The 19,939-nt window shown below is 63.4% G+C and carries 18 protein-coding genes and 1 pseudogene; 13 read left to right on the top strand and 6 right to left on the bottom strand.

What is annotated here, in order from left to right; translation table 11 throughout:
• Positions 1-71: 71 nt before the first annotated feature.
• Positions 72-2,150 carry a DUF5801 repeats-in-toxin domain-containing protein gene (locus ALC15_RS38560; RefSeq protein WP_157860984.1) on the top strand — a complete coding sequence of 693 codons (2,079 nt, stop codon included), beginning with the start codon at positions 72-74 and terminating at the stop codon, positions 2,148-2,150.
• A gap of 65 nt (positions 2,151-2,215) precedes the next feature.
• Here the strand turns inward: ALC15_RS38560 and ALC15_RS38565 are convergent, their stop codons facing one another.
• The 3 genes from ALC15_RS38565 to ALC15_RS38575 all read right to left on the bottom strand — a co-directional run bounded on the left by ALC15_RS38565 (position 2,216) and on the right by ALC15_RS38575 (position 6,866).
• The gene (locus ALC15_RS38565) at positions 2,216-3,229 is read right to left on the bottom strand and encodes a transglutaminase-like cysteine peptidase (protein ID WP_050631793.1); all 1,014 of its coding nucleotides are present in this window, start codon (positions 3,227-3,229) and stop codon (positions 2,216-2,218) included.
• A gap of 220 nt (positions 3,230-3,449) precedes the next feature.
• A complete protein-coding gene (locus tag ALC15_RS38570) occupies positions 3,450-4,700 on the bottom strand; it encodes an HlyD family type I secretion periplasmic adaptor subunit (protein WP_050631794.1) in 1,251 nt (416 codons plus the stop codon).
• Between the two features lie 12 nt (positions 4,701-4,712).
• On the bottom strand, positions 4,713-6,866 hold the full coding sequence (locus ALC15_RS38575) for a type I secretion system permease/ATPase (protein ID WP_094194390.1): 2,154 nt from the start codon (positions 6,864-6,866) through the stop codon (positions 4,713-4,715).
• Here ALC15_RS38575 and ALC15_RS38580 point away from each other — a divergent pair.
• Positions 6,866-7,069, top strand: coding sequence for a hypothetical protein (locus ALC15_RS38580; RefSeq protein WP_050631795.1), 204 nt, complete (start codon positions 6,866-6,868; stop codon positions 7,067-7,069). The genes ALC15_RS38575 and ALC15_RS38580 overlap by 1 nt on opposite strands.
• A 63-nt stretch (positions 7,070-7,132) precedes the next feature.
• Here the strand turns inward: ALC15_RS38580 and ALC15_RS38585 are convergent.
• The 3 genes and pseudogenes from ALC15_RS38585 to ALC15_RS38595 all read right to left on the bottom strand — a co-directional run bounded on the left by ALC15_RS38585 (position 7,133) and on the right by ALC15_RS38595 (position 10,251).
• Positions 7,133-8,853: pseudogene (locus ALC15_RS38585) on the bottom strand (TolC family outer membrane protein).
• Positions 8,854-9,125: 272 nt separating this feature from the next.
• The gene (locus ALC15_RS38590) at positions 9,126-9,581 is read right to left on the bottom strand and encodes a hypothetical protein (protein WP_128089721.1); all 456 of its coding nucleotides are present in this window, start codon (positions 9,579-9,581) and stop codon (positions 9,126-9,128) included.
• A gap of 133 nt (positions 9,582-9,714) precedes the next feature.
• Positions 9,715-10,251: a LabA-like NYN domain-containing protein gene (locus ALC15_RS38595; protein ID WP_050631797.1), complete on the bottom strand. Its 537-nt coding sequence runs from the start codon at positions 10,249-10,251 to the stop codon at positions 9,715-9,717.
• A 661-nt stretch (positions 10,252-10,912) separates the two neighbouring features.
• Between ALC15_RS38595 and ALC15_RS38600 the strand changes: the two genes are divergently transcribed.
• The 11 genes from ALC15_RS38600 to ALC15_RS38645 all read left to right on the top strand — a co-directional run bounded on the left by ALC15_RS38600 (position 10,913) and on the right by ALC15_RS38645 (position 19,927).
• Positions 10,913-11,452: a hypothetical protein gene (locus ALC15_RS38600; RefSeq protein ID WP_050631798.1), complete on the top strand. Its 540-nt coding sequence runs from the start codon at positions 10,913-10,915 to the stop codon at positions 11,450-11,452.
• Between the two features lie 129 nt (positions 11,453-11,581).
• On the top strand, positions 11,582-12,145 hold the full coding sequence (locus tag ALC15_RS46920; RefSeq protein ID WP_244486452.1) for a hypothetical protein: 564 nt from the start codon (positions 11,582-11,584) through the stop codon (positions 12,143-12,145).
• Positions 12,146-12,174: 29 nt separating this feature from the next.
• Positions 12,175-13,032, top strand: a complete 858-nt coding sequence (locus ALC15_RS46925) for a hypothetical protein (protein ID WP_244486453.1) — start codon at positions 12,175-12,177, stop codon at positions 13,030-13,032.
• Positions 13,033-13,390: 358 nt separating this feature from the next.
• Positions 13,391-13,606 carry a hypothetical protein gene (locus ALC15_RS38610; protein WP_050631799.1) on the top strand — a complete coding sequence of 72 codons (216 nt, stop codon included), beginning with the start codon at positions 13,391-13,393 and terminating at the stop codon, positions 13,604-13,606.
• A gap of 87 nt (positions 13,607-13,693) precedes the next feature.
• Positions 13,694-13,906, top strand: coding sequence for a hypothetical protein (locus ALC15_RS38615; RefSeq protein WP_050631800.1), 213 nt, complete (start codon positions 13,694-13,696; stop codon positions 13,904-13,906).
• Between the two features lie 69 nt (positions 13,907-13,975).
• Positions 13,976-14,482, top strand: coding sequence for an A24 family peptidase (locus ALC15_RS38620; RefSeq protein WP_050631801.1), 507 nt, complete (start codon positions 13,976-13,978; stop codon positions 14,480-14,482).
• 1 nt (position 14,483) lies between these two features.
• Positions 14,484-15,452: a Flp pilus assembly protein CpaB gene (gene cpaB, locus ALC15_RS38625; protein WP_050631802.1), complete on the top strand. Its 969-nt coding sequence runs from the start codon at positions 14,484-14,486 to the stop codon at positions 15,450-15,452.
• A gap of 11 nt (positions 15,453-15,463) precedes the next feature.
• Positions 15,464-16,657: a CpaE/TadZ family protein gene (locus ALC15_RS38630; RefSeq protein ID WP_244486454.1), complete on the top strand. Its 1,194-nt coding sequence runs from the start codon at positions 15,464-15,466 to the stop codon at positions 16,655-16,657.
• A complete protein-coding gene (locus ALC15_RS38635) occupies positions 16,654-18,096 on the top strand; it encodes an ATPase, T2SS/T4P/T4SS family (RefSeq protein WP_050631803.1) in 1,443 nt (480 codons plus the stop codon). Before ALC15_RS38630 ends, ALC15_RS38635 begins: the two co-directional genes overlap by 4 nt.
• Positions 18,096-19,022, top strand: coding sequence for a type II secretion system F family protein (locus ALC15_RS38640; RefSeq protein ID WP_050631804.1), 927 nt, complete (start codon positions 18,096-18,098; stop codon positions 19,020-19,022). Before ALC15_RS38635 ends, ALC15_RS38640 begins: the two co-directional genes overlap by 1 nt.
• Positions 19,019-19,927: a type II secretion system F family protein gene (locus ALC15_RS38645; RefSeq protein ID WP_050631805.1), complete on the top strand. Its 909-nt coding sequence runs from the start codon at positions 19,019-19,021 to the stop codon at positions 19,925-19,927. Before ALC15_RS38640 ends, ALC15_RS38645 begins: the two co-directional genes overlap by 4 nt.
• Positions 19,928-19,939: the final 12 nt, after the last annotated feature.

Here is a 19,939-nt window from a genome sequence, read left to right on the forward strand (position 1 = left end):
CTTCGGCCTCGATCGACGTCGGCCACCAGATCTCGTTCGGTGACGACGGTCCGAAGGCGCCGACGCTGACGGTGAGTGCGGCAACGGTGGGCGTCGACGAGACGCCTGGCGTCCAAACGGTCGGTGGCGCAAGCGACGTTCTTGGCTCGACCGCGATTACGTTCAATGGCGCTGCGGCGACGGTTGCCGGTCTGTTCGCGACCGTCGCGAACGCGGGCACCGATACCGACGTATCGTCCGCGGTGCTGGACAACGGTGCGCTCAGCTTCGCTTCCACGGGGGCCGCAAGCATCCTGACGGCATCCGGCGGCAGCTACGGTGCGGATGGCGCGGGGACGACGGTCTATGCCCTGTCGGTGCTCAATGCTGCGTCCGGTCTGACCCTGACGGATGGTACGGCGATCACGCTGTCCCTGGATGCCAGCGGCCGGATCATCGGTACGGTCGGCGCTGATGCCGCCAACCCCAGCCTGACCGGCAAGGTGGCGTTTGCGATCGCCATCGATCCGGCGACCGGTCAGCTCTATGTGGCGGAATACCTGTCGCTGCATCAGAACGACACGACCAACCCCAACGACGTTCTCACGATGGCGGCTGGCAAGGTCGGCGCGACGGTTACGGTGACCGACTCCGATGGCGATCATGCGACTTCGTCCGCGGACATCAGCACACACATCAGCTTCCTCGACGACGGCCCGACCCTCGGCGCATTCGTCAACGGGACGCTGCCGAACGACATCGGCTCGGTGCACGGTACCTTCGCCGTCAACTTCGGCGCCGATGGTTTCGGCGGGTTCACGCTCACCGGTCCGACCATTGCGGGCATCGCCTACTCGACGGTCACGTTGACCGATGCCAGTGGTCACGCGATCGGCACGGAGCTGATCGGGTCTGCCGGCGCGACCCAGGTGTTCGATCTGAAGGTGTTCGAGGACGGCACTTACACGTTCGACCTGCTGCATCCGCAGGCGGCGACAGTCGTCACGGACAGCTTGCTCAGTCTGTCCAGCGGACACGTTCCGTGGGTCGAACTGGCCAATGGCAGCATCGAGTTCTCGTCGCCAGGCGACGTCAACTCCTCGACGCAAGGCTTTGGCGTCGGGAACAACTTCCTGAATTTCAATGAAACGTTCAACATGGAGTTCCACGTTCCAGGAACGGGAATCGGGACGAATGACTCGCCGAACTCGAATCCGCAGTTCGTGGACTCCGTGAACTTCACCGTCAATTCCGCCAATGTCGGGGATTCGGTATTCTGGACTGCGACCGACACGGTCCATGGCACGAGCCAATCCGGGTTCGCGTCGGTGGATGCGACCGGGCACCTGCTGATTGATCCAACGATCTCGTTCAATTCCCTTCAGGTCACGGGAAGCACCCCGGGCGAGTCCATTCGCTTGACCGCGGCGGACATCTCGCAGACGGTTCTGCCGTCCGACCAGAACCTCTCGTTCGGGATCGTGGCGACCGATGGCGACGGCGATCACACGACGTCGTCGACGCTGGGCATCCATGTCGTCGCCGGCGACTCCAGCGGTAACTTCACGCTGACGGGCGGCGCGACCGCCGATGTCATCGCAACGAGCTCGCACACCGATACGGTGGCTGGCGGCGGCGGCACGGACATCGTCGACTATCGGGACGATACGACGGGCGTCACGGTCAACCTGCAGACCGGTACCGGTACCGGTGGTAGCGCCCAGGGTGATACCTACAGCAGCATCGAGGGCATTCTCGGCGGCAGCGGCAACGATACCCTGACCGGCCTCGCCGCCGGCGGCAATTACCTCGACGGCGGTGCCGGCAACGACACCCTGAACGGCGGCGCCGGCAACGACACCTTCGTCCTGCAGTTGAGCGGCGGCGGACACGACACCATCAACAACTTCAACGCGCTGTCCGACCAGATATTCGTCAACCTTGGCGACAATCTGTCGATCGGCCAGGCATCCACGGTTGCCGCGGCCAACTTCCATACCGGCGACGAGACCAACGCTGCGACCTGGAATGGCGGTACCGGGAAGGAGTTCGTGTTCAACGCCGCAACACAAGAACTGTGGTATTCGGCCAACGGTACCGGCACCGACAAGGTGGACCTTGCGCACGTCAGCACCGGCGTGCCGGCCGCAACAAACGTTCACGTCTACTGATCGGCGCTACGAATTCTGCAAACCCCGTCGAGTTTTCGACGGGGTTTGTTTTTGCTTGCGCGCTGCTACATGAGCACGGGCAGGAAACCGGGGAGCGGGTCCGCGGCCTCGAGCTGCTCCGCGCCGGTCCATTCGGCCTCTGCCGCATTGGCGGCCGCCGGCGCCGCGTCGAGCTCGTCGCCGAGCGGCAGCCGCTTGGCGTAGGGCGCCGCAAACAGCTGCACGCCGCGTTCGTTGATCGCAAACATCGGCGTGAAGTTGGCGAGTTCGCCGTCGTCGATCAGCTCGGAGCGGCGGCTGTCCAGGATCAGCCAATGGCCATCCAGCCGCGCCGCCAGCACGGCATGATCCTGCCGGATGGCGCGATCGCGGCCCAGCACCAGGCGTAGCTCCTCGCGCGGGAAGCCGGCTTCGCTGAGCGCGATGTACTTCGCGATCGCGTAGTCTTCGCAATCGCCCTTGCCGGTGGCAAAGGTGGCGAGCGGCGCCGTCCAGCGGTCGGCCTCGCCGAACTGGGCGAAGTCGTTCACATAGCGGATCGCCTGGTTGACGGCACGGTTGGCCTCATCGAGCCGGTCGCGACCGGATTTGGCCTTGACCGCGCCGATCAGGCGCAGGAATTGCGCGGCGTTGGGCGGACAGCCCGCCGCATTCTCGCGGCACTGCTCGAGGACGGTGTGCTCCCTGGCGAGATCGGCTTCAAGACCACGCCATTTGCGCCACAGGCCGTTCTCCGGCGCGCGAAAGGTGAACAGGCCGAACGGCTCGGTGCCTTCGGGCGGCAGCGGCTTTGCTGCCGGCATTGCATCGGTCGCCGTATTGGTCGGCGTCAGCGCGGCGGTGCGGATGGCGTTCGGTCCACGGCCGCGCTGCCGATCGAGCTTGGCGAGGACGTCGGTGATGGTGAAGAAGGTGGCCGGCGGGCGGTTCGACGCGGCATCCGAAGCCGGCGCAAGCTCGCCGGTGGGAGCGCCGAAAGAGAACTCGTCCGCGGCAAACGCGGACGGCGTACCACAAAGACTTATTGAAAATGCAGCCACGGCCATGACGGCCGACGAAGCAAACTTCAGCGACTTCATATGACGTCCCCAATGCCGGGGACCGTCAACGTCTGTGCGTCGATCTGCGTCCCCGCTGTTATCGGGACGCAGACTGGCGCCTTGGCCGCTTAAGGCGGGTTAAGTGGAGGGACGCGCCGACTGGATTGTCGAGAAGGCGGTCAATCCAGGGTTTGCCGGTTCGTTCGAAATTGAACGACCTGAAGTCATGATCGGTTAACCACTGATACCGTGGGCCGGATCAGCGCTCGCGCAGGGCCTCGTCACGCAGCAGGCGGGCGGGCTTCACGATGTAGTCCAGCACCGATTTCTCTCCGGTCAGGACTTCGACCGTGGTCACCATGCCCGGAATGATCGGCAGCGGATGCTGCTCGGTGCCGAGGTGGTTCTTATCGGTGCGCACCATCACCCGATAGAAGGTTTCCTGACGCTCGGTCTTCTCCGCCTTGTCGTCGACGATCGTGTCGGCGCTGATGCGTTCGACCTTGCCCTTGAGCGATCCATAGACCGAGGAATCATAGGCGCTGATCTTCACCACCGCATCCTGGTCCGGACGGATGAAGGCGATGTCCTGCGGACGGATCCGGCCTTCGACCAGCAGCGTGTCGTCCAGCGGCACGATGTCCATGAGGTTGGCGCCGGGCTGCACGACGGCACCGATGGTGCTGATGTTCAATTTATTGACGATGCCGTGGACCGGCGCCTTCAGATCGGTACGGCGCACCCGGTCCTGGGCGGACTTGATGTTCTCGTCGAGCACGGCGAGGTCGGCACGCGATTTGGCCAGATCCTCGTCGGCCTGCGAACGGAACGACGCGGTGATGTTGGCGATCTTCGACTGCGCCTCGGCCAGTTGTCCCTTCATTTCGGTGGCCTGCCGGTCGAGCCGCAGCATCTCGATCTCGGGCACCACCTTCTGATCATACAGCTTGCGCGTCAGGGTCTGCTCGCGTTCCAGCAGCTTCAGCGAGCCGGTGAGGCGGGTGACCTGCTGGTTGAGGACGTCGATGTCCTGCGCGACCTTCTGCCCGCGCATCTTGAACACGCTGGTCTCGGTCGCGACGGCGGCGGGAATGATCTTGTCGAGATCGTCCGGGAAGGTGATCTCGCTGCGTCCGCGCGCCTCGGCGTCGAGGCGCGCCACCCGCGCCGCCATCGCCGCGCGGCGCTCGCGGATCTCGCCGAACTCGGAGGCGAATTTGGTATCGTCGATGCGCATCAGCGACTGGCCCTGCTGAACGATGTCGCCTTCGCGCACCAGGATGTCGCCGACGATGCCGCCTTCGAGCGATTGCACCACCTGCATCTGCCGCGACGGCACGACGCGGCCGCTGCCGCGCTTGACTTCGTCGAGCACGGCGAAATGCGCCCAGACCACAAACGTCGCCAGCAGCGCGCAGGACGTCCACAACAGCATGCGGGAGGTGCGGGGCGTGCGCAGCAGCGCCGCGGAGCGGATGTCGTTTGCAAAGGCAAAATCGGAAGACGCCATAATATTCGCTCGTTATGCAGATTTCGGCTGGATCGTATTCTCGGGCGCAGGCGCCGCGGATGCGGGCTTGCCCTGGAGCAGGGCGAGCACCTTGTCGCGCGGGCCGTCGGCCACCAGGCGGCCGTTGTCGAACAGCAGCAGGCGATCGACCATGTTCAGCAATGACAGACGATGGGTCGAAATGATGATGGTCATGCGGTCGTCGCGCAGCCCCTTGAGCCGCTCGAGGAATTCCTGCTCGCTGCGAATGTCGAAGTGCGCGGTCGGCTCGTCGAGGAACAGCACACGCGGCTTGCGGATCAGGACGCGCGCCAGTCCGATCGCCTGCTTCTGGCCGCCCGACAGGCTGCGGCCGCCTTCCGAGATCGGCATGTCATAGCCCATCGGATGGCCGGCGATGAAGCTCTCGACGCCGGAGAGCCGCGCGGCAAGCAGGATCTCCTCGTCGGTCGCCTCCGGCTTGCCGAGGGCGATGTTGTCGCGCAGCTTGCCGTAGAACAGGTCGGTGTCCTGCATCGCAAAGCCGATGCCGGCGCGCAGGTCCGAAGGGTCGTATTGCCGCGAATCGACGCCGTCGACCAGGATGCGGCCTTCCTTCGGCTCGTAGAATCCGAGCAGCAAGCGGCCGACCGTGGTCTTGCCTGATCCTACCCGGCCGATGATGCCGACCTTTTCTCCGCCCTCGATCTTGAAGCTGACTTTTTCGAGCGCGTTGCCCGGCGCGTTGGGGTAGGCGAACGACACGTTCTCGAAGGCGATCTTGCCGTCGTCGATCCGCCTTGCGACATAGGACCGGGTCGGCGAGCGTTCCCGCTCGATCGACATGATGCGGTCGATGGCCTTGAGCGCCGACAGCGTCTGCGTTCCCTTGGTGATCACGGAGGCGATGCCGGCGATCGGCGCCAGGATGCGGCCGGCGAGCATGTTTGAGGCGACCAGCGCGCCAACGCTCAGCTTGCCGTCGAGGATCAGGAAAATGCCGACGATGACGAGGAGCAGACTCGTGATCTGCTGGGCAGTGCTCGCGCTGGTCAGCGACATCGACGACCAGAAGTGAACGTCCTCGCCGGATCGGGCGGTCGCCGCGACCGAGCGTTCCCACAGGGTCTGCATCCGCGCTTCGGCGCCGGTCGCGCGGACGGTCTCGAGGCTGGACAGTGACTCGACGAGCACGCCGTGCCGGGCGGCGGATTCGGCCTGCAGCCGCTTCATCGCGCGATCGAGCGGGCGCTGCAGCAGGAAGCCGATCAGCATCACCAGCGGGAGCATGACCAGCGGGATCCAGGCCAGCGGCCCGGCGATAATGAACAGCACGCCGACGAACAGGATCGCGAACAGCAGGTCCGTCGCCGAAACCACGCTTCCGGAAGTGAAGAATTCGCGCACCGAATCGAAGTCGCGGAGCTGGTTGGCGATGATGCCGACGGAGGTCGGACGCTGCGCCATCTTCACCGACATCACGTGTTCGAAGATGTTGGCGGCGAGCACGACGTCGATGGTCTTGCCGGTCACGTCGATCATGCGACTGCGGACCATCCGGAAGATGAAATCGAAGACGATGCCGAGCCCCATGCCGATCGACAGCGCGATCAGGGAGGGGATCGCCCCGTTGGGGATGACGCGGTCGTAGACGCTCATCGTGAACAGCGGCGTCGCCAGCGCGAGGATGTTGGTCAGGAAGGCGGCGATCGCAATGTGTCCGTAGCTGCGCCAGTGCGTCTTCACCACCGACCAGAACCAGTGGTTCTTGGGAATGTCTCCCGCGGCGACGGTGCGTGCGTCGGCCTGCGCGGCGCTTCGCACCAGGAATGCGTAGCCGGTATAGTCCGCGGCAAGCGAAGCGATGTCGGCGAGGCGCGGGGCATTCGGCGTGGCCGGATCGACGATCTTGATCGTCTTACCCGCGGCGTCCGTGCCGAGCAGGATGAGCGCAGAGCCGTTCTTCATGATCAGGACGGCCGGCAACACCAGCGCGGGAATGTTCGAAATGTCGCGCTTGATCGCCTCGGTCTCCAGACCCGCGCGCCTTGCCGCGCGATCGTAGAGCGAGACGGACAGCCGTCCGTCCGTGATCGGAAGGCCGCCGAGCAGCGCTTCGCGGCTGACGGCGCGGCCGTGATGCGCCGCGAGAAAAGTCAGCGATGCGGTGAGGGGATCGTCGCCCAATGCACGCGGCCGACTTGGCGCGGGAGGCTTCGAGGTTGAGTCATCCGGCGAAGGGCGAACGGCGTCAGCCGCCGCGCTGGGGGTTCGAAACAACAACTGAAACCTCGACAACCAAAATGGAAATGCAGAAATCACATTCGATGATTTCGGGCACGCTACAACAAATGGCGAACAAAATCAGCGAAACTTGCTTTAAGTATTAATACGGGAATCGAAAGGGCCCCGTTTGGGGCCCTTTCGGAAGTCCTGATGTCGGCTCGCCGCCTCTATTGAGCGGAACTCGGGAAGGCCGACAGGAGCCAGTGGGGCTTCGTCGACGCATAGGAACTCGCATTCGCCGTGACCGACGGATCCGCGTAAATGACGTTCGGGCCGTCTGCAGCGCTCTTTTGCTGCTGCATCCATTCCGAGGAGCCGGGCACCGAAGCGGTCGTGGTCGAACCGCTGAACCGGTCAGCAAACCCGACATCCTTCGCCGGCTGGGCTGCCGCATAGCCCCCCTTGTAGCCCTTGGCGGGCCGGACCGAGGCGACGGGAGCCGGAGCAGCGACATGCAGCGGCTCGGAGCCCGTTTGCGGCAGGTTCACGCGAAGGGTGGGGAACGAATAGCGCGGCAGGCCAATCGACAGCATGTCGGTGGGCGCCGCGTCGACCGGCGGCGGAGCTTTCAGATACTCGATCAGGGTCCCCATCGCGGCGAGCAGCTGGTAGTCGGCGAAAACGACGACGCTGCGAGCCGAGGTGAGCGAGACCGATGCGTTGAAGAACTGGTTCTGCGCGTTCAAGAGATCGATCAGCGAACGTTGACCGAGCTCGTACTCCTTCTGGAAGGCCGAGATGGTCTTGCGGTCGGCTTCGAGCTGCCGGGTCAGGGCCGCGATGCGCGTGGCCGTAATCGTACGGGCATTCCATGCCTTGTCGATCGATTCATAGGCGTCGCGCTGCAAGCGCGCGTGGCGCATGGTGGCTTCGGTATAGCGCTCAGCCTTCTCCGACCTGTTCCAGGCGTCCTGGCCGCCGCGGAAGATGTCCCAGGACATCACCACCTTGCCGCTATAGTCCTCATGCGTAATGGCGGGGGTGCCGGTGGCCGCCACGTACGGGAACGAGTTGTCGTAGTGGGTCGCGCGTCCCTCGAGATAGAATTTCGGGCCAAACGAGCCATCGGTCGCCTTGAACGCATGCTTGGCTGCATCGGCGTCGGACTGGGCCGCCGCAATCGTCGAATTGAAGCGCAGCGTGGTCGCCAGCGCCTCGTCACGGCTGTGCGGCAATCCCGCGAGTGGGGCGGGGAAGCGAACATTGACTGGCTCGAGGCCGACCGTCTTGCGGTACTTCGCCCGCGCGTCATCGAGGCTGCGCTGGAATTCGGCGAGCGCCGCACGGGCGGCCTCGACGCGCTCCCGCGCCTGCTCGAGGTCGCCTTCGCCGGCCCGGCCGCCGGAGAAGCGGGAGTTCACGTTTGAGAAGATCTTTTCGTGATTGGCGACGTTCTGCTGGGCGAGGCTCACCAGCCGCATGTAGCGAACGACGTCCATGTAGCCTTCGGCGGCGTCGAGGGCCAGCAGTTCGGTTCGTTCCTTGACGCGGGAGGCCGCGGCATTCACCCGCGCGGTCTGACGCCAAACGTCATAGATCGACGAGAAGCCGTCCCATAGCAGCTGGCGCACGACCACCGATTCCTGGCTGCCATTGCGCCACGGGCCTGAACCCACCGTCGGTGCCGACTGAATGTTCGGGCTGATGAAGCCCTGCGATTGATCGAATTTTTCCGGTCCGTAGCTTGCGTCGATGCGCACCTGCGGCAGCAGCGTGCTCTGCGTCTGTCTCAGTTCGCTTTCCGTCGCTCGCCGATTCGCGGAGCTTCGCCCACGCCGGGATTCGTCAGCATTGCCTGGCGCAACGCATCGTTAATGGAAAAAACCTCGGCACGCGCTGACGTTGCCGCCAGGCAGAGGCACGCAATTACCGTGTATGCCGATCTCATAATCTCCGCCCCTACTCACAAAAATATTACGTAAGAATCTGGCGAAGGCTAACAGCGGATGGTTCCGTAACCTATGACATTTCCGCCACACAGCGGCTCTAAGTAGGGGCGGGGCAATAGTGCGTCGGCGGCCGGAGAAATTGAGATTTTTATTAAAATCCAATGCTTTGGCTTCTGTTCCTTGGCCATCGGGGATGGTGCCCGCCGGCAACACCGGCGATCGGAACCGGAAAGGTCAGTTAAGGTTGTCTTAACGTGCGCCTGGCTGCCGCCTACTGCTCACGACAGATCGCCAGGTAGGTCGCAACCAGGGGCGCGGCCTTGGCATCCGGGGAGGGCCCGGCCAATTGGCTCGTCAGTTTGTAGAGCGATTTGCTGGCAAAATAGAACCGGAAGATTTCGGCCGTGGACTCGTCCACGCGGGTCGCGAAGATCGATGCAGCGGTGCGGTGGGCAGCCGCAAAGACGTAGGTGGTGAGCTTGGCTGCCTTGCCTTCCGTCGCCACGGAGGTCCCCCAGGTGACCGAGAAGGTTTCGCCGTCGATCACCACCGACGGCCGGACCGCATCCAGATCGTCCTCGATCCACTGCACGTCGCCGGCCTTGCCGGACGTACCCACCTCAACCCGTTTGCCTCGCGGCGTGTCACAGCTGAACTTTGAAGGCTGAGCTATCGCTGCGCCTGTCGTCACCAGCAACAGCAAGACGCAGCCGACCGACCTCCACATTGGTTTTTCCTTCCGCCGTTGCGTTGGTTGGAATCATAGGGGCCTCGGCCCGGCCAGCGCAACTCGGTGATGTACGGGCCCGGCTGCGTGCCCGCTGCCGGTCAATCTCGACCGGACGTTGGAAGGGGCATCGTCACTCCGGCGCGATCGGGTGCGCTGGACGCTCGATCGATGGCCTGAGGCTCTCGAGCTCGACGAATACGTCGGCGTGCCTGCGCAGCTCATCGGCGATCATCGGGGGCTTCGTTCGAATGCTGGAAACGACGGTGACGCGTACGCCCATCCGCCGGACGGCTTCGACAACGGCGCGCAGGTCGCCATCGCCAGAGAACAGGAAGGCATGGTCGATGCGGTGCGCGATTTCCAACGCGTCAACCGCGAGCTCGATACCGATACTGCGCTTCATGCGCCGCCGTCCGTCGCCGTCGTCGTGCTGCTTGGCCGCCTTTCTCCTGACCGCATAGCCGTTGTAGTCGAGCCAATCGACCAGCGGCCGCAGGCTGCTGAACTCGTCGTCGTCCCTCACGACCGTGTAGAAATATGCACGGACGATCTGTCCATGCTTACCGAACTCCGCGAGCAGGCGCCGGAAGTCGACTTCGAAGCCGAGACTCTTGACGGTGGTGTGCAGATTCGCACCGTCGATGAAGAGTGCAATACGATCGGTCATCTCAAGTCCCCATGAGGCCCCGGATCAGTTGCTACGCTTTGGTTCTAAAATTCCTCGAGCGCCGGGTGGGGGAGCGCCCTCATTGAAATGACCAATCCTAGAACATGGAACCCGCGAGGATGAAGCGGAAAGTTTCAACATCGCCGATGCGACTCTGTCATCCGGCAGGTGCTGATCTGATCGCGGGCCGGAGCGACGCGGGCCGATTTTCATAGCGGTGCCAACCTGATCGTGCGCCCATTGATAAGGTGCCGGACCGAAAGTCGCCATGCGGCCATGGCGGTCATTGCTGAGCAAGAATACTGCCGTACGCGCGCCGGCATGGCGCCGGGCAATGGTGCAGCGCAATTGCATTGCCGAGCATTGCCGCCGTCCCGGAAGGTGATCATTGCGCCGCCAATGAAACTACATCTAAAATGGTTGCAGTGTACCGACGCTGTTTCGCGCCGATGCGATATTTCGAGATACCACTTTTTTGCAGATACGATTTTTTGCCGATACGAGCTTCGGATCGCTCGGTTTGGAGCACCATCAACAGCAGCAGGCGCCAATGGCGCAGCCATCATGTTGCGCTTGTGGCTCGGCTCGCGCTCGCAGGCTTGCAGTGAGCGACGCGCAAACGCGAGGCACTGTCGAGGAGCGGGGCGGCGGGACTTGGCCAATGCGCGCCAGATGCCTGGTGGTGCTCTCGCTCTGCATTCTGCTGTCCTGTTGCGGGGCGGCCCGCCAAGCTGTCGAAGGGGAGGCGGATCCGGCAACGGCGAGCGCAACGGAGCCGACGCCGGACACGGCAACCGCGCCCGCAACGACGACGGCCACGGAAACCGTCAACCTGAGCGGCGCGCTCGCGGAATGCCGCAGCGCGTTTCCGGATCAGATCGCCCAGGCCGTGGCGCGGACGTCATGCGTGATCAAGGCGACCGACCTCGTCCGGCCGCTGCTGCCGTTTCCTGAACTGCTCGATCGGGAGAACGCGCTGCGCAAGGCGCTGGCAGACCAGGTTCAGGCAAGGACGATGTCCCTGCTCGAGCGAAACGTCCAGATCCAGAAGCTCCATGCGCAGCTCCTCGACGAAGAACGCAGCAGATTGCCGGCGGCACCGGCCGACGCGAGCAAGCCGCCTCTCGCGGTCACGCAATGGCGACAATCCAACCCGGAGGGGTGTGGCCGGCTCGGAGGCGACGCTGCGACTTGTTTTTGAAGAAAGCGATTTCTGGGGACTGCTGGGTTGCACCCACCGGTCCGAGTCGACGATGATCGGCGGTGAGGGACGTAAAGCATGCAGTCAGGCGGTAACTCACTTCAAGTGAGCCACGAGACGGGGCCGAGCGTGAATTCTGGGCGCAGCGATTACCTTCGGCCCTGGTTGCCGCTGTTGCTCGCTGCGACTGCCTATCTCACGATCGTCGCCAGGGGCACCTTCCTGCTGAAGGATGCCGACATCTACTGGCACATCATGGTCGGCCAGTGGATCGTCGATCATCGTGCCGTGCCTCACGCCGATATGTTCTCCTTCACGATGCGCGGTGCACCCTGGATCACCAGCGAGTGGCTATCGGAAGTCCTTTTTTTCGTTGCCTACAAGCTGACCGGATGGACGGGACCCGTGATGCTGGCGGCGCTATCGGCGTCGGCCGCGTACTACCTGCTTGCGCTCCTGCTGCTGAAGAGACTGCCGAACATACCGGCAGCGATCCTAGCGTCGGCTGCGATCGTCATGACGTCGTTCCACGTGTTCACCCGCCCGCATGTCCTGGTCTTTCCCCTGATGGTGATATGGGCTGACGCTCTGGTCAGTGCCAGCGACGAGCGACGGGCGCCTTCGCTGGTCTATCTCCCACTCGTCACGCTTTGGGCCAACCTTCACGGAGCTTCACGCTGGCTTTGGCGCTGATTGGGCCGTTCGCCGTGGAGGCGCTCTGGATGTCGGATCGATCGGACCGCGTCAGGATTGCAGTCCAATGGATTCGCTTTGGGGTCCTGGCGCTTGGGGCGGCTTGCATCACCCCGTATGGGCCGGAATCGATGCTGGTGATCGGGCGCATTTTGCACCTGGGAGGCGCGCTCGCCCATATCAGCGAATGGCAGCCCATCGACTTCAGCTCTTTCAATGCTGTCACGCCATGCCTGATAGCGGGCCTCGCCTACCTGCTTTACAGCGGGCTCAAGCTCCCACCGATCAGGATCGCGATGCTCCTGGCGGTGGTCTATCAGATGCTCGTCCACGTGCGGTATGTCGATGTTTTTGCACTGGTTGCACCGTTCTTCATTGCGGGTCCGTTGGCGCAGCACCTGTCGTGGCCCCAGCTGCGGCACGACCGCAAAGTGGTCGCCCCGGCGCGCTCGACGATGATCGCAGCGATTGCCGCTCTCGTCATCGCCAGCGGCGTGATGATCGCGGTCAAGGACCTCTCGCCACCACTCGTGCCGCGTGCCGCGGTTGAGAAGCTGAAGGAGCAAGGCGCAAGTCGCGTCCTCAATGCCTACTTCTTCTGCGGATACCTGATGTTCCAGGACATTCCGGTATTCATTGATTCACGGGCCGAACTGTACGGATCGGGCTTTCTCGATCGCTACGTGAATGCCATCTCGCTCTATGACCTGCCGGATTTCGTCAGGATGCTCGATGAATTCAAGATCGACGCGACGCTGCTGGCGCCGTCGACTCCTGCGGTCGGACTGCTCGATCGGCTGCCGGAGTGGCAGCGGGTCTACGCCGATGACGTGGCCGTCGTCCACGTTCGGCGACAGCAGAGCGACAATGCGCCATCGCCGAAGTAGCTCGATACTCCATGACCGCCTGGCAGGCCCTTATTGGCTGGTCGGGACCGCAAATTACCGGGTGTTGCGGTCGGTTCTGGGGGCCGAATGAGCGGTCGCGCTAGCCGGACCGTATTCGCACGGGGCGGTCGGACGGAAATGTCACGAAATGCGGAAATTCCTATAATTTAAGGGGTTTCCCGCCGCTGCCTCTGCGTCGTCCCTGCCGACGAGTATGTCGGCCGGCTACGCCAGTAGGGTTAATAAACGATTACCAAGTGACAGCTTTCTCGCGACGCATTATAAGAAAATCCTAGTTGGCATTGGATTTTGCCCGCCAACGTATTGTGTAAATTCATCGTAAAAGGGATATTTTCCTATGTTGAATCTGTTTATCCAGACCACCGAAGCCTTCAAGCGTCTCGCCTCGGACAAGGACGGCGTTGTGTCGTTCGAGTACGTGATCGTGGCCGCTTGCGTCGTCGCTGCCGTCGCCGCGGCATTCGGAACCGGCACCGGGTCCGGCATCGGCTCGGCGCTGAGCTCCGCGATCAGCACGATCACCACCAACGTCACCAATGCGGTCTCGGCCTGATCCGAACATCGACGGCGTTGGCAGACTCTTTCTGCCAACAGTCGTCAACCGGATTGCGATGTCGGCAAGGTAGAGGAGGTTATCTTCATGTTGCATTACATCAAGGCTAGGGAAACGTTGCTGCGTCTGCGCACGGACAAGGACGGCGTCGTGTCGTTCGAATACGTGATCGTGGCCGCTTGCATCGTCGCCGCGGTTGCTGCGGCATTCGGAACAGACGCCACGACCGGTATCGGCTCTGCGCTGTCCAGTGCGATTAGCACCATCGCGACTGCCGTTGTCAACGCGGCCTCTGCTTAAGCAGGGAAGATCTCGCTTCGGCGGCGGGCATTATTCTATGCCCCCGCTATTTTCTGAGGCGTATATTTTATGAATTGGATTGCGTCCACGACCTCGTGTCTGGAAGTCGCATTGTTGTTCTATGTCGCAACGATCGATATCGCGACACGGTTGATCCGAAACGAAGTTTGTCTGGCACTGGCGTTCCTCGGGATCGTTGGTCAGCTGGCCGGTCCGATGCAGATTGGCCAGTCGCTGATCGTTGCTGCAATCCTGTTTCTGGTGCTGTTCGTGATCTACCAGCAGGGAATGATCGGCGGCGGCGATCTCAAACTGCTGGTTGCCCTGGCGATCGGTCTCCCGCTCGCCGGCGTGATTGAATTGCTGACTGTAACTGCATTGGCCGGTGGCGCTCTGGCCGCAGTGCATTTGATGATGCGCCGTCTGCCATATCCGAGGCTGGCGCCCGCCGGATCCTCGCTTGCGCGAAGGGTCTATGCGGTCGAGCGTTGGCGTCATTTGAGACATGCACCGCTGCCCTACGGGGTCGCCATCGCATGCGGCGGTATCTGGGCTATTTTGAGCAAAGGATTTTGACATGTCGTCCGCCTTGCGCGTCTCGATCATCATGGTGCTGCTGCTCGCGGCTACGGCACTCGGGATCATTGCCTACAACGCGAACCGCAAAGACGTGGTTGTCGCCGAGGTAGCGGAAAAGCAGGTGGCGCCGGTGGCGCCGTCGGCGACCGTCGGCTACTTCGTTGCGACACGTCCGCTGTCGAAGGGGACGCTGGCGCGGGACGAGGATTTCGCGGTGCGCCAGGCGGCGCCGAACGCTGTCCCGGCAGGGGCAATCCTCGAAACGCCTGACAGCAAGGCCGGACTTCCCGGTTCTCTGGTCCGCAAGTTCGTCGACGCCGGCAGCGCCATCACCCTGGAGGACATCCTGCGTCCGAAGGATCGTGGCTTCCTCGCCAGCGTGCTGGCGCCGGACAGCCGTGCGATCAGCATCAAGGTCGACGAGGAAACCGGCGTCTCGGGTCTGATCAGGCCTGGCGACAATGTCGACGTGGTGCTGACCCAGGTGTTCGAGAAGGCGGATCCGGTGAAGCGCGCAGTCAGCGAGACCGTTCTGTCCAATGTGCGCGTCATCGCGATCGACCAGGAGATTGCACAGGGCGGCCGTCCCGTCAGCAACGCCGTCGTCGGCAAGACCGCGCAAACCGTTTCGCTGGAGCTCAAGCCGGAGCAGGTCAAGAAGGTCGCCGTCGCAAAGCAGCTTGGAACGCTGTCGCTCGTCGTTCGCGCTGCGGCGGAGCAGTGGGACAAGGCCGACACAGGTGCGACATCGAGCTGCGATGTCTCGCCCGAGCTGGCGCGTCAGAGTGCGGTTGCCGGCCAGAGCACCACGGTGGCGATCTATTCCAGCAGTGGAATGAAGCAATACTCGGTCAGGAAGCAGGATGCGGACGACGACTACCGTGCAGGATGCGATGGGCCGTCCCCGCTCGAGGCTCAGACGACAGCGGCGGCCAGCGACCTTGTCAAAGGGGCGGAGAAACGTTGATGAGTGTGAACATGGCAATGGTTGATCCGCCCGAAGAGACGACGACGTCCCTTGTTGCGCGTAACCGTATCGTCTGCTTCGTGAACGACGAACTGAGCGCGGCAGCCCTGCGCAAGGGTCTGGACGGAAGCAATCTGGTGATCCGGCGTGGCACCATCCGGCATGCGACACGGATGCTCGAGACCGATACCGATCTGTACGCGCTGGTGACCGACATCAGCGGGCTGGATGATCCCTTCACCGAGCTGGAGCGCCTCGCCAGCGTCTGTCCGCCCGACGTGAAGGTGGCCCTGATTGGCGATAACAGGGAGATCACCTTCTACCGCGAGCTGATGGAGATCGGCCTTACCGAGTATCTTCCGACTCCGATCACCCGGGATATCGTGCTGGACCAGCTGCGTCCGAAACTGATCGGCGACGCCGCTCCCGTCCAGAACGACCGCGGCGGGCACGTGGTCTCGATCTGCGGCGCACAGGGCGGCGCCGGCGCAACCAGCGTTGCGATCAATCTCGCGCTGCAACTGGCCGAAACCACCAAGGCCAAGGTCGCGCTGCTCGACCTGCATCTGCAGAATGGCGAAACCGCGGTGATGCTGGGTGTCCGTCCTGGGCCCGGTTTGCGCATCGCGCTCGAAAATCCGATGCGGGCCGACACGCTGTTTCTGGAGCGCACGGCGATCGAGGTGAACGATCGGGTTTGCTTGATCGCCGGCGACGAAGATCTCGACGCCAAGCTCGACATCACCGAGGCAGGCGTGCGGCACGTGCTGGGCTTGCTGCGCCAGCGGTTCAACTACGTCGTGGTCGACGTGCCGGTGCCGTTCCCGGCATCGATCTATCCGGTGATCCAGATGTCGCGTCACGTGCTGGTGCTGCTGGAGGCCGAGGTGACCGGCCTGCGCAACGCGCACGCGCTTCGCAACGCCGTCACCAACATCGCGGGCAAGGACCGGGTCTTCACGTTGCTCAACCGTGCCGGCCGGCCTGGCGGCCTGCCCAGGGCGACGATCGTAAAGGCGCTTGGCGCCGAGCCCGACATGGTGATCCCCGATCTCGGCAAGGGCATGACCCAGGCGGTCAACCTCGGCGTTCCCGCGCTCAAACACGTATCCGGGTTGCGGCGTCACCTGGCTCCGATCGTACGGGAGATCACCGGCGTCGGCGCCAACAAGAAGGCCGGCTGGAAGAGGTGGCTCGGGCTATGAAGAAGTTCGGCAGGCGCGCAGATGAAATGCCGGTGCGGATGCCCGGTGCGGTGCTCGTCGCGCCGCCCCCGGCAGCAAGCGTGCAGCCGGCCCCGCCGGCTTTGCCGCCCGTGGAACCAGGCGCGGCGCCATCGCCGCCCAGCCTGTTTGCGTCGGCGCCGAAGCGTGAAGAGCCTTCACACCATCCGGTGATGCCGGCATCGCTGCGCGAACGGGTGATCGAGCAGATCGAGCCGGCGGTGGCGACGACAGTTTCCCGCGACGTGCTGCGGCGGCAGATTGAGGAAATCATCCACGGCATCGCCAACCAGGAACGGCTCGAACTGTCGGGCCGCGAGCAGCTCTTCTTGGCCGAGGAAATCGCCGACGACATGACCGGCTACGGGCCGCTTCGTCCGCTGCTGCTCGACGAAACGATCAACGACATTATGATCAACGGGCCGAGCAACGTCTATGTCGAGCGGGCCGGCAAGCTGGAGCGGGTAGCGGTCCGGTTTCGCGACAATGACCACATCGCCTCCGTCGCGCAGAAGATCGCCTCGCAGGTCGGCCGCCGCGTCGACGAATCCAGCCCGATGGTGGACTGCCGTCTGCCTGACGGCAGCCGCGTCAACATCATCCTGCCGCCGCTGGCCATCCACAGCCCGTGCATCTCGATCCGCAAGTTCCCTAGCCGGCGCTACAACATCACCGCGATGATCGAGAACGGAACGATGAACGCGGCGCTTGGCCAGCTGCTCGAGATCGCCTCGCGTTGTCGGCTAAACGTGCTGGTCTCCGGCGGCACCGGTTCGGGCAAGACGACCTTGCTGAACGCCTTGAGCCAGTTCATCGACCACAGCGAGCGCATCGTCACGATCGAGGACGCGGCCGAGCTCCAGCTGCAGCAGCCGCATGTGATCAGCCTGGAGACCCGGCCGCCGAGCCTCGAAGGCACGGGACAGGTGAACCAGCGCGATCTGTTGTGGAACGCGTTGCGTATGCGGCCGGACCGCATCGTCGTGGGCGAGGTGCGCGGCGCCGAGGCATTCGACATGCTGCAGGCGATGAACACCGGTCATGACGGATCGATCTCCACCGTGCACGCCAACAGCACGCGCGATGCCCTGACCCGCGTGGAAAACATGGTGCAGATGGGGCAGGTCAATCTGCCCTCGCGTGCGATCCGCTCCCAGATCGTCGCCGCGCTGGATCTCATCGTGCAGGTCGAGCGCATGCGGGACGGTCAGCGCCGCATCGTCCAGGTCAGCGAGGTGATCGGCCTCGAGGGCGAGGTGATCACCACCAATGACATTGCGCTGTTCGAGTACAAGGACGAGGACATTCACGGGCGGATTTCAGGCACCTACAGGTCCACCAACGCGGTCCCGAAATTCAAGAGCCGCCTCGTCTATTACGGGCTTGACCGGGCCTGGGCCGATGCGATGAGGCAGATCTGATGTCGACTCCCCTGGTCATCGTTCTGGCGCTTCTGCTGTGTGCGACGCTCAACACGCTGTGGCTCGATTCGCGACAGCGGCGTATGGATCGCCAGCTCGAGATTGCGCTGCCGACGGCTCAGGCGGCAACCTTGGTGTCCATTCGTCGCGCGGCCAAAGCTTCGCGTTGGAATCTGCTCGATCGCGTGGCCAACTACCGTCCCCAGATGGTGTACGCCGTGCGCCCGGTCTATGTGCTGCTTGCCGCGGCATGCGCGGCGGCCGGGGTCCTCTATGCCAACCAGTTCTTGAAATTCTCCGGCCTGAAGGCGGGTACCGCAGCCGCGATCGTCGCCTTGCTGGTCGTGCGCGGCCTGTTTGGATGGCAGCAGCGGCGGGTCGCAAATCAACTGTTCCAGCAGCTTCCCGACGCGATCCAACTGGTGACGAGCACCGTCCGATCGGGGTTACCGGTCAACGAAGCGTTCCGCACCATTGCGCGCGAGATGCCGCAACCGACTTCCGGGCAATTCGCCATCGTCTGCAGCGAACTGAACCTCGGCAGGTCGCCTGAGGAAGCCGTGGAAGATATCTATCGGCGGACGCAGGTGCCAGAATATGCGATGTTCGCAGTGACGCTTGCGGTGCAATTGAAGACCGGCGGCAGTCTAGCGGAAACGCTGCAGACGCTGGGCGAGACGGTCAGCCAGCGGGTCGCGCTGGCGGCCCGTGCCAAGGCGCTGGCAGGAGAAGTGATCTTCTCCTCGCGCGCCCTCACGGCCGCGCCGGCGCTCATTGGCGGGCTGCTCTACTGGATCAATCCGCGGTCGGTCGACCTGCTGTTCTCCGATCCGCAAGGAAACATGCTGCTTGCGTACGCAGTGTGTTCGGTCGTGATGGGTCATTTTGTCATCCGCTGGATGGTGAGAAGGGAAACGTCGCTATGACGGCCGGTGTCGGTTTGGCGGGGCTCGCCGTCGCAGTCGCGGCTGCGACCTTCCTGTTGATCATTCGCGAGCTCCATCTCCGCGCCCTGGACACGCGCGTGTCGAACGCGGTGCTGGGCATCCCCGACCGATCCAACTCGCCGCAGGACCTGATCGGGTGGCTTTCATCGGTCGGCACGCGCTACAGGCGCTTCTACGCGCAGGAAAATCTCGCCGAGCTGCGGTTGGTCCTGCAATCGGCCGGCTTCAATCACTATCGGATGTTGCCGATCTGGATCGGCTTCAAGATGGTGAGCTCGTTCCTGCTTCCGATCGCGGCCTTCGCCATCTCGGAAGTTCTGGGAAGGCCGTTCAGCGACGTGATGATCTTCACGTTCATTGGCCTGGCGGTCGGAATCATGGCCCCACGCCTGATCCTGATGGTCACGAAGCGGCGCTTCGATGCGGCAATTCGCGCGGGCACGCCCGATATGATCGACCTGCTCGTGGTCTGCAGCGAAGCCGGCATGGGCCTGGAGAGCGCGCTGGAACGCGTGGCGGACGAAATGCGGGAGACCAATCCCTCGATCGCCCATGTGTTGCACGGTCTGCTTGATGATCTCCGGATCCTGCCGACCCGTGCGGAGGCGTTCGAGAAGCTTGCCGTCACGTCGGATGGGCTCCGTCGTTTCGGCACCATGGTCAGCCAAAGCCTGCAATACGGCACGCCGCTGAGCCAGGCGTTGCGCAGCATTGCGACCGACTTGCGCCGGGAGCGCATCACCAAGCTGGAGGAGAGGGCGCACAAGCTGGGCGCCAAGCTCACCGTTCCGATGGTGTTGTTCCTGCTGCCGGCGATGTTCGTCATCCTGGGCGGAAGCCCGTTCCTCCACCTCATCCGAACGTTCACCAACCTCGGTCACTAGGCCAAGAGTGCA

Source organism: Bradyrhizobium viridifuturi (genome assembly GCF_001238275.1).
In the GTDB taxonomy this organism is placed as follows: Bacteria; Pseudomonadota; Alphaproteobacteria; order Rhizobiales; family Xanthobacteraceae; genus Bradyrhizobium; species Bradyrhizobium viridifuturi.